This window comes from Streptococcus infantis, from assembly GCF_001579645.1.
Taxonomy (GTDB): Bacteria; Bacillota; Bacilli; order Lactobacillales; family Streptococcaceae; genus Streptococcus; species Streptococcus infantis_E.
The window spans coordinates 28041-37727 of record NZ_KQ970818.1; the positions used below are offsets into that span (position 1 = coordinate 28041).

Sequence of the window (9687 nt, forward strand, 5' to 3'; positions counted from 1 at the left end):
CCGTAGAGACTCAACTTGGTTTTGACTTGGTCAAAGTGAAAGCGGTCATAGGCTCTCCAAGCGGCGCGAGTAGGAGCGTCTGGATTGAGAGCACTGAGGCCCATGAGAAGACTGGAAGTCTGGTAAAATTTTTCCAGCTCAATCAAGAATCGATTATCCACTGTCTCAGCTTTAGAGAGAAAGCGGAGGATATTGTCCAGTTGCTCCTGAAAGCGGACATCGTCAGTTGTTGCTTGTTTGCAGACTTGGTAAGCTTTGTTTAACTCAGTTATCAGTGTCTGAGCTTTTTTGATGGGGGCTGGATCCGTCATGAGAATTCCTCCTTTGTGATGGTTTTAAAGTTGTTTTAAGCCTTTGTCTTTCTAATCATAGCCTATCACTTTTTACTCTTTTTTTATCTACAAATCTTTAATTGTCATTGAAATTTCCTGAATGGTAATAGCGGGATTTTATGATAAAATAGTTGTAAGGTTATCGTGGTTATTTAGTAAAAACTTCAACACTTTAGGAATTTTTGAGGACCGTTTAGGATTTGGTGAAAAATAGTTTCTAGATTTATGCTATCCTCTTTTTAGGAGGTTTTATCCATGAACTACATTATCATCCAAAAAGAGAAAGAAATTTTCAAATTAAACATAAAGGATATCTACTATATCCAAACGCATCCAAGTAAAGCCCATACCGTGCAGATTGTTACAGAAGACGCTAGCTTTGATCTGTTTCAAAATTTAAGCAAGCTTGAGAAACAATATGGGGAAACCTTAACGAGATGTCATCGGAATTGTCTGGTCAACCTTGAACGAGTAAAATCCATGGAACTCCAATCAAAGACTCTTTTTCTTGGAGAAGAAGGTCGATATGCTGTTCAGTATTCCAGACGTCGTTATAGAGAAATTCGCCAAAAATGGTTGAAAGAAGGAGAGTAAGAAGATGAGAATTTTTGTTTTAGAAGATGATTTTTCCCAACAAGCAAGAATTGAAACGACGATTGAAAAACTTTTGAAAAAACAGAGTATCATTCCCAGTTCTTTTGAAGTTTTTGGCAAGCCAAACCAACTGCTGGCAGAGGTGCATGAGAAGGGGGCGCATCAGCTTTTCTTTTTGGACATTGAGATTCGAAACGAAGAGATGAAGGGTCTGGAAGTGGCTAGAAAGATTCGGGATCGGGATCCTTATGCCCTGATTGTCTTTGTGACGACTCACTCAGAGTTTATGCCCCTGTCTTTTCGCTACCAAGTTTCAGCTTTGGACTACATTGATAAGGCCTTGTCGGCAGAGGAGTTTGAATCTCGTATCGAGACAGCCCTCCTCTATGCCAATAGTCAAGATAGTAAAAGTCTGGCGGACGATTGCTTTTACTTTAAATCAAAATTTGCTCAATTCCAGTATCCTTTTAAAGAGGTTTACTATCTCGAAACATCCCCAAGACCCCATCGTGTTATCCTCTATACCAAGACAGACAGGTTGGAATTTACGGCGAGTTTAGAGGAGGTTCTCAAGCAGGAGCCACGTCTCTTGCAGTGCCATCGCTCCTTCCTCATCAATCCAACCAATGTAGTTCGTTTGGATAAGAAAGAAAAACTCCTTTTCTTTCCTAATAGCGGAAGCTGTCTGATCGCGCGTTATAAGGTCAGGGAAGTGTCTGAGGCTATCAATAACTTACATTGAGCTAGGAGAGTTTATGAATATTGCTTGGATATTATTGCATACACTTATTACTAATGGGCTAGAAATTGTCATTTTCTTTAAGGTGGATGGAATTGGTCTCACTTTCGAGAGGATTTTTAAGGCCTTTCTTTTTAAGATACTGTTGGCCTTTGTTTTTGTAATGATTGGCTATATAGTAGGAAATATTTACCTATCTTATTTTATGGAACCCTTGTATGGCATCGGCTTGTCTTTCTTACTGTTAAGAGGGCTTCCTAAAAAACTTCTCTTCTTTTATGGTCTCTTTCCAATGATATTGGTGAATCTCTTTTATAGAGGGGTCTCCTATTTTGTGCTTCCATTTTTGGGACAAGGGCAAGTATATGATGACTACTCATTTACTGGGTTATGTATAATAATTTTCAATTTCTTCATTTCTCTAGCCTTTTTGAAATGGTTGGACTATGATTTTACTAGTTTGAGAAGGGAGATTCTAGATAAAGCCTTTCAAAAGTCCCTGACTCAGATTAACTGGATAATGGGGGCTTACTATTTGGTGATACAAAGTCTGTCTTACTTTGAATATGAGCAAGGTATTCAATCAACGACTGTTCGCCATCTCATCCTAGTGTTTTACCTACTCTTTTTTATGGGGGTTATCAAGAAATTGGATACCTATTTGAAGGACAAACTCCATGAGAGACTGGACCAAGAGCAGGACTTGCGCTACAAAGATATGGAGCGGTATAGTCTGCATATAGAGGAGCTTTACAAGGAAGTACGGAGTTTTCGCCATGACTACACCAACCTCTTGACCAGCTTACGACTAGGCATTGAAGAGGAGGATATAGAGCAGATAAAAGAGGTCTACGACTCCGTCTTGAAGGACTCCAGCCAAAAATTGCAGGACAATAAATATGACCTTGGCAGATTGGTGAATGTTCGGGATCGTGCCCTCAAAAATCTTCTAGCTGGAAAATTTATAAAAGCTAGAGAAAAGGACATTGTCTTTAATGTCGAAGTTCCTGAGGAGATTCAAGTCGAGAGTATGAACCTGCTTGATTTTTTGACCATCGTATCTATCCTTTGTGACAATGCCATTGAAGCCAGTGTAGAGGCCAGTCAACCTCATGTTTCAATCGCCTTTTTAAAAAGTGGAGCACAGGAGACCTTCATCATCGAAAATTCCATCAAAGAAGAGGGCATAAATATTTCTGAAATCTTCTCTTTTGGAGTTAGTTCTAAAGGGGAGGACAGAGGTGTTGGTCTTTATACTGTCATGAAGATTGTGGAAAGTTATCCCAATGCTAGTCTCAATACCACCTGTCAAGATCAAGTCTTTCGTCAGGTGCTTACTATGATACCTATAGAATGATGAAAAAATAAGACCGAGAGTGCTTGTTTCTCGGTCTTATTTTTTATAGTTGTATTGGATGATGAAGTCCTTTCGTATTGTTATGCTTAATTATATTAAGGCTGTATAAGATATCTTCCCACCATCCTCCACCTGTAATTTGGTTGAGTTCGGTAGTTGTTAGTTCTTGAAATGAGGTTAGATTTTGATTCTTATCCATGTTACAATTCTCCTGTTTTATAAGATAATAAATAGTTATAGAGTGTTATCTGAAAATTAATCAGAATGTGTTAAAATTTTATCTTTGAAATAATCAAAATATGTTTTCTTTGCAGTTACACTAGTGACGCGACCTTGTAAGCCATATTGGATGAGTTTACTATCCTCATTAGATAGTTTTGCAAGAGCGGTTAATTTAAAGAGATTTCCTTGCTCTGTTCTGGTAGGAGTTTGATCAATTGTCTGAAGTTGGCCGATGATGGTAATGCCATGATTTCCAATCTTCTCAAGCTTTAATCTTACAGTTTGTCCTTTATCTAGTAAGGGGAGATAGTCAGATGATACGTAGTAAGTGATTAGTACTTCTCTTGTATCTGTTATAATAGGGAATATTTGAGCAATTTCTGTACCAGTTGGAATTCTATTTTTACCTTCAAATTCACTGTTCAGATGAACGATACCTTTACTTGGAGCGGTTAAGGTATTGTTTTCTAAGCGCTGTGTCGCTTGATCTAGTTGTACTTTTAATTCTGTTAATTGATTCTCCACGGTTAGTTGTTGCTGAGAAGCTGTCTGTAAAAACTGAGTGCGAAGTACATCAATTTTGGTTTCTAAACTATTGTCATAAGTTGCTACACTTCCAATACCAGCTTGTTGAATTTTAAGATTGGCGATAGATGATTCGAGACCTGTAACACTTTGATTAATTTGAGAGAAAAATTGCTCATCTATAGCTCCTTGTGTCTGTCCTTGTGATGCTACAAGATAACTATTCAAGGTTGACTGGTGTGGATTACCAGTTGGTAATCGAGATTTTTTATTTATGATAGCATCTCTCAGTTCTTCATATTCTCCAATTCGTTGTTGGATTTTTATGATTTCTTGTTCGATAGCTGATGAACTGCTATTGGCAAGGTTGGCTTGATTTGAAACCTCAGTGTTAGTCTTTGATATACCCAGTTCAATATCACGAGCTTGTTTGGTAAAATTCATAAAGGTATTATGGTAGCCAAACTCATCCTCACCAGAAAAAAGATCGGTATTTTTTTCTAAGCTTTGTTTCAAAATTCCAAGTCCTTCTTTTTGCTTCTCAAGTCTTTGTAATTGAGTTTCTAAGGCAGTTTTCTGGCTCTCTTCCATTGTTTCAGAGTATTTGATGAGTAAATCACCTTTCTCAACTACTTGATTTGCCACTAAATGATTAGCTAAGATAGTATTATCACTGGTTGACTGAATGGATGCAATGACACTTGTAGGAGTGACTTCTCCTTGCGATGTAACAGTAATCTCTTTTGTAGCAACAAGGGAGAAAATCACGATGAAAGTAAACAGTAATGAAAGTGGTATGATTAATACTGTCGCATAATTATGGTAACGTCTCTGATAAAACTCGACGCTTCTAAAAAGATTAGGATTCATAACATTCCCCTTATTTGTTGAATAGATGATGGTAGAAGCCCTGCGCCTTCATTAACTCTTGATGACTACCAACTTCAATGATTTTACCCTGGTCAAGAACAATAACACTATTAGTTCGTTCGGCTATACTGAGACGATGGGCTACAAAGAGAATGGTTTTATCAGTTAGGGACATAAGATTATCTATAACTTTTTTCTCAGTCAAGACATCAAGACCGCTAGTAGCTTCATCTAGTATTAAAACAGGAGCTTTAGTTAAAAGAGCACGAGCGAGGGCTATTCGTTGCTTCTGTCCTCCTGATAGACCAGCTCCATCAGAGAGCTGGGTTTGATAGCCCATAGGCATTCTTTCAATGTCTTGACGGATTTCAGCTAATTCACAAGCTTTTAGAATATCTTCTTGGCTAATCATATGATTACCTCCTAAGGTTAAATTTTCCAATATAGAGCCATTAAAGATATAGGCTTGTTGAGGCAGGTAATTAATATGACGTCGTAAGACTTTTTTATCAATGTTTTTAATATCCTGATGATTGATGGTAATATGTCCTTTGTAAGGGTCAAAGAAATTAACAATCATTTTGGCTAGAGTTGTTTTACCAGAACCACTAACTCCAACCAGGCTTACCTTATCTCCTTGTTTAATCGTTAGATTAATATCCGTTAAGGTATCTCGTCCAAAACCATACTTATAAGAAAGATCATCAAATTCAATATCGCCCATCAAAAAATGTGAATGAACAGGAGTTTCTTGGACTTGAAACTCAGATTCGACTAGATAGACTTCGTTCAAACGGTTATTAGCGACCTTCGCAGATTGGAGTTTGGTTTGGAGGTTGATAATATTTTCCATAGGAGTTGTAAAGTAAGAAAGAAGTGTGTTAAAAGTAATCAGCTGACCGATAGAAATTTTACTCGACATGACTAATTGAGCGCCAAACCATAGGATAAGGATATTCAGAACTAATTTTGTTCCCTGCTTTAAACTCGTTTGTAAAATAGAATATTTGCTGAGTTTAAAGGACTTTTCCAAATAATCTACAAATTCGCTGTCTATATTTTGGTAGCGATTTTCTTCACTTGTGAGTGACTTGATGGTTTCAATCCCGTTAATATCTTCGATGATGGCAGAACTAACCATAGAATTACTTTGCATGACATCGTGGTTCATTTTTTCAAAAGGCTTCATAAAAGAAAAGATGATGAACATGTATATAGGAATGGAAATAAGAGAAAGAAGGAAGAGACTAGGGTTTTGTGCAAGTAAGACGCCCCCTACAAGAATCAGAATGGAGACATCAAGAAAAAGAGAGAGAATGGTAGAAGCCAAGGCATCTATGATAGAGTTGGCATCTGTGAACCGTGAAATGATTTCCCCTGTACGACGTGTCGCAAAGAAAGACATAGGAAGTTCAAAAATATGGCGAATATAGGATAAAATCACATCAATACTTAATCTTTGACTCAGAACGGTTAGGAGATAATCTCTGGAGAAGCTCATGACTTGTTGGAGGATATAGGTTATAACCAGACCAACTGAGATGATTCCTAAAGTTGATTTCATCTGATTTGGAATGTATTCATCCAAGATTCCTTGAAGATAATAAGAACCACCGATATTGATAATCGTGACCAATAAGCTTGAGAGAACGATGTAAGCAATGAGAGATTTTTGCTTGAAAATCAGAGGAAGGAAGCTTAGTAGACCATTCTTTTTATCTTTATGGGGTTGATAGCTGGGTTTGGGAGCTAGAAAAATAGCTACTCCAGTCCATTCAGAGAAAAAGCGTTCTTTTGACATTTTGGTGATTTTTACAGAAGGGTCAGGATCACCAATAATCAGATAGTCTTTCTTTGTTTGATAGACAACATAGTAATGTTGGAGTTTTCCTTCTTTGTTAACGTGAACGATAAATGGATAGGGGACATCACTCATGTCAAAGAGCGTCTTATCTGCTTGAACAGGTCTTGTTTCAAAGCCCATTTCATCAGCGGCTTTTACAATGCCAAGAGCAGTCGTTCCTTCTTTATTGGTCTTTGCAAGTTCTCTCAAGTGAGCTAGAGAAAAATCTGAACCATAGAATTTAGCAATCGAGGCTAAGGCAGCAACACCGCAGTCTCTAGCATCTATTTGAGGAACAAATGTACGTTTATAAGAAGTCATTGGCAATTCCTTTCATATAGTAGATAGGTATATTATGCCATAATAATAAGTTCATATCTTATAAAATCTTGAATAGTCATTGAAACTTCCTGAATGGTAAAAAAGTGATTAGAAATTATCTTTTAAAAAAATTTTAGAGGTGGTTTTAAATAAAAAAGCTAATTTAAGACGTTTCGATGACAATTCAAGATTTGGATGAAAAATTTTAAAAAACAATGATATACTAAACTTGTCAAAGTTGCAACAAGACAAAAAAGAAATGTATCAATCTTACAGGTTTTACTCATAGTAAATACTTATAAAGTATATTGTATGAACCAGATTAGAGTGTATATCAATTTTGTAAAATGGGGGGCTTGATGAAATTTCAAAACTGTAGTTCGCAATTTGGCCTATGTTTATTTGGTCTGTACGTAGTTGTAGAACATCAGGATTTATTAAACTTTATTATTGGAGGTGTGTTAATTATTACTTCCATTATATCGTGTCATGTTAATTATAAGAAATACAAAAGGAGAAAAAATGATTGATTTAGCTATTAATGACTTAGAAAATGTTGTTGGCGGAGGAAATGCGTTGTCTTGTGCGACCGGAATTGGCATGAGTGGTGCCATTTTAGCAGCCGCTTCAGGTCCGATTGGCTGGGGAACTTTTGCACTGCTGGCGGTTGGAGCAGCGGCTACTGGATTTGGCACAGGATATTCTTGTGGTGCATGGTATCACACTGGTGATTAAGGAGATAATTATGAAAAATATTGATCAAACTACTCTAGAAGAAATTTCTGGAGGTGGGAACATTGCTGATTGTGCGTATGGTATTGGTGCCAGTGCGTTAGCAATTGCGGCAGGACCTGCTGGTTTGGCAGGTTTGCTTGTGGCAGGTGCAGCTGGTTTTAGATTAGGCTATGCATGTACTAGTTTATATCTTCACGGGGATTAATTTATTATTTTCATTGTTTAATTACTCTTAAACATTTTAAATATACAATATTGTGACTCAACTTGTGGTTTTGATACAGTTTTAATAGAGCCTGAGATAACACTCTCTCTGACTCATGCAAAAAGCAACGGCTTTAAAACCGTTGCTTTTTGCCTTGTTATGTGACTATTAGTCCGTCTCGCTCCGTGAGGTGCGAGACAAATAAACCACCCGCTATGCGGGTGCGCGTCGAAGGTTATACCAAAAAACTCCGAACGCGATACAATAAAGGTGTTCAAGCCAATTGTAAAGCGAAAGGAGAAAAATATGGCACAAAAGGCTCATAGTTTATCGCACACAAAGTGGATGTGTTCTATCACATTGTGTTCACCCCTAAGTATAGACGAAAAGTAATCTATAATCAATATCGAAGTAGTTTAGGAGAAATATTTCATCGCTTGTGTAATTATAAAGGAGTTGAAATTATCGAGGTTCACTTAATGCCAGAACATGTACACATGTTAGTAAGTATTCCACCAAGGATAAGTGTTTCAAGTTTCATGGGGTATTTAAAAGGTAAAAGTGCACTCATGATGTTTGAAAACCACGTCAATCTCAAGTACAAGTTTGGGAATCGCCATTTCTGGGCGGAAGGTTATTATGTAAGTACAGTAGGGCTTAATGAAGCCACAATTAAGAAATTTATTCAAGAGTAAAGAAATTATCCAGTGGATGATTTCTTCACGAGTATGAAAATTTGAGAACGAGTAAAGTATGATATAGCACTAGATAAATTAAGTGTAAAAGAATATGAGAATCCCTTTAGGGATAGTGGTAAGTAATACTAAAGCCTCTTTGAGAGGCAAGTGACGAGTCAAGAGCAATAAGGCTTGAACAAAGTGAAAGCCAGCGTCTTTAGGCGCTGGCTGGTAATTTGTGCTTATAGCCCTGGGACAAACCACCCGTTTGACAGGTAGTTATGATTTGTATAAGATATTTCTTTTATAACTTTCTAAATCATATGTATCTTTAATCTCCTTTTAAATATAAAGCAGCGCAATTATATCCCGTTAGGAAGCCAAAGCCTGCTGCAGAAACTAGTGCGACACCCCAGCCAACGGGACCTGTTATTGCTCCTACGCTAGCTATCGTACCTAGCGCACCACTCGCTGATAGCATGCAGTCGGATACATTTCCTCTAATTTATTGAAATTTAATTCTAACATATTTACTCCTTGTCCTTGCGTTTAATTTTAAAAAGTCCTATTATGGATAGAGTTATCATAGTTATTGAAGTTAAGCTGGTAAAGACAAATACTTTTGATGTTAATCCAATAGAAAATAGTAATACACCATAAAAAATAGATACATAATAAATCTTATTCTTAATGACACTCAACTCTGAACATAGATTTTTGTCCTGTTGCAACTTTGACAATGCTATACTATACTTGTCAAAGTTGCAACAGGACAAAAATTAAAAATAAAATGGAGGTATTCATCATGGATACAAAAATGATGGAACAATTTTCTGTTATGGCTACTGAGATGCTTGCTTGCGTTGAAGGTGACGGTTGCAATTGGGGAGATTTTGCTAAAGCAGGTGTTGGAGGAGGAGTAGCAAGAGGTCTTCAACTAGGAATTAAAACAGGAACATGGCAAGGCGTTGCAACTGGTGATGCAGGAGGAGCTATACTTGGAGGTGTAGCCTATGTAGCAATATGTTGGTGGTAATTATGGATTTTAAGAGTTTTATTATTGGTTTAGTAGTTGGTGTATTTAGTCCTTATATGGATGATTTAATTAAAAAAATATTTTCAAAATCTCCCAAAAAGAATACAGATAGTACCCCCTGAAAAATAAATCCCTCCCCTGTATTTGCTAGCATAATCTACAGGGGAGTTTCTTTAATATTGTTTCGGCTGTCAAAATGATATGTGATAGCAGGATGAAAAGTCTACAAAC

At 37.0% G+C, this 9687-nt stretch carries 11 protein-coding genes and 1 pseudogene; 8 read left to right on the forward strand and 4 right to left on the reverse strand.

From position 1 onward, the window contains the following. The coding region (locus tag SINDD18_RS00165; protein ID WP_065203258.1) for a helicase BlpT at nucleotides 1–311 on the reverse strand (311 nt) is incomplete at its 3' end. A 276-nt stretch (nucleotides 312–587) separates the two neighbouring features. Between SINDD18_RS00165 and SINDD18_RS00170 the strand changes: the two genes are divergently transcribed. Genes SINDD18_RS00170 through SINDD18_RS00180 form a run of 3 tightly spaced genes read left to right on the forward strand, consistent with a single transcriptional unit; the run spans nucleotide 588 to nucleotide 3022 of the window. Beyond that, nucleotides 588–926: a LytTR family DNA-binding domain-containing protein gene (locus SINDD18_RS00170; protein ID WP_061862663.1), complete on the forward strand. Its 339-nt coding sequence runs from the start codon at nucleotides 588–590 to the stop codon at nucleotides 924–926. A 4-nt stretch (nucleotides 927–930) separates the two neighbouring features. Further along, entirely contained in the window at nucleotides 931–1668 is a 738-nt protein-coding gene (locus SINDD18_RS00175) for a response regulator transcription factor (protein ID WP_061862664.1), read from the forward strand. Between the two features lie 13 nt (nucleotides 1669–1681). Further along, the gene (locus tag SINDD18_RS00180; RefSeq protein WP_061862665.1) at nucleotides 1682–3022 is read left to right on the forward strand and encodes a sensor histidine kinase; all 1341 of its coding nucleotides are present in this window, start codon (nucleotides 1682–1684) and stop codon (nucleotides 3020–3022) included. A 43-nt stretch (nucleotides 3023–3065) separates the two neighbouring features. Here the strand turns inward: SINDD18_RS00180 and blpC are convergent, their stop codons facing one another. Genes blpC through blpA form a run of 3 tightly spaced genes read right to left on the reverse strand, consistent with a single transcriptional unit; the run spans nucleotide 3066 to nucleotide 6803 of the window. Beyond that, nucleotides 3066–3221: a quorum-sensing system pheromone BlpC gene (gene blpC / locus SINDD18_RS00185; protein WP_061862666.1), complete on the reverse strand. Its 156-nt coding sequence runs from the start codon at nucleotides 3219–3221 to the stop codon at nucleotides 3066–3068. A gap of 56 nt (nucleotides 3222–3277) precedes the next feature. Continuing rightward, a complete protein-coding gene (locus tag SINDD18_RS00190; RefSeq protein WP_061862667.1) occupies nucleotides 3278–4639 on the reverse strand; it encodes a bacteriocin secretion accessory protein in 1362 nt (453 codons plus the stop codon). Nucleotides 4640–4649: 10 nt separating this feature from the next. Beyond that, nucleotides 4650–6803, reverse strand: coding sequence for a peptide cleavage/export ABC transporter BlpA (gene blpA / locus SINDD18_RS00195; protein WP_061862668.1), 2154 nt, complete (start codon nucleotides 6801–6803; stop codon nucleotides 4650–4652). A 522-nt stretch (nucleotides 6804–7325) separates the two neighbouring features. Here blpA and SINDD18_RS00200 point away from each other — a divergent pair. The 5 genes and pseudogenes from SINDD18_RS00200 to SINDD18_RS00220 all read left to right on the forward strand — a co-directional run bounded on the left by SINDD18_RS00200 (nucleotide 7326) and on the right by SINDD18_RS00220 (nucleotide 9578). Further along, nucleotides 7326–7538, forward strand: a complete 213-nt coding sequence (locus tag SINDD18_RS00200; RefSeq protein WP_049550811.1) for a hypothetical protein — start codon at nucleotides 7326–7328, stop codon at nucleotides 7536–7538. Nucleotides 7539–7548: 10 nt separating this feature from the next. Then, complete coding sequence (locus SINDD18_RS00205; RefSeq protein WP_061862669.1) at nucleotides 7549–7743, forward strand: hypothetical protein; 195 nt, start codon at nucleotides 7549–7551, stop codon at nucleotides 7741–7743. A gap of 306 nt (nucleotides 7744–8049) precedes the next feature. After that, a pseudogene (gene tnpA, locus SINDD18_RS00210) lies at nucleotides 8050–8564 on the forward strand (IS200/IS605 family transposase). 661 nt (nucleotides 8565–9225) lie between these two features. Next, nucleotides 9226–9456, forward strand: coding sequence for a Blp family class II bacteriocin (locus tag SINDD18_RS00215; RefSeq protein ID WP_061862670.1), 231 nt, complete (start codon nucleotides 9226–9228; stop codon nucleotides 9454–9456). Nucleotides 9457–9458: 2 nt separating this feature from the next. Further along, nucleotides 9459–9578, forward strand: coding sequence for a PncF family bacteriocin immunity protein (locus tag SINDD18_RS00220; RefSeq protein WP_061863213.1), 120 nt, complete (start codon nucleotides 9459–9461; stop codon nucleotides 9576–9578). The last annotated feature ends 109 nt before the right edge of the window (nucleotides 9579–9687 follow it).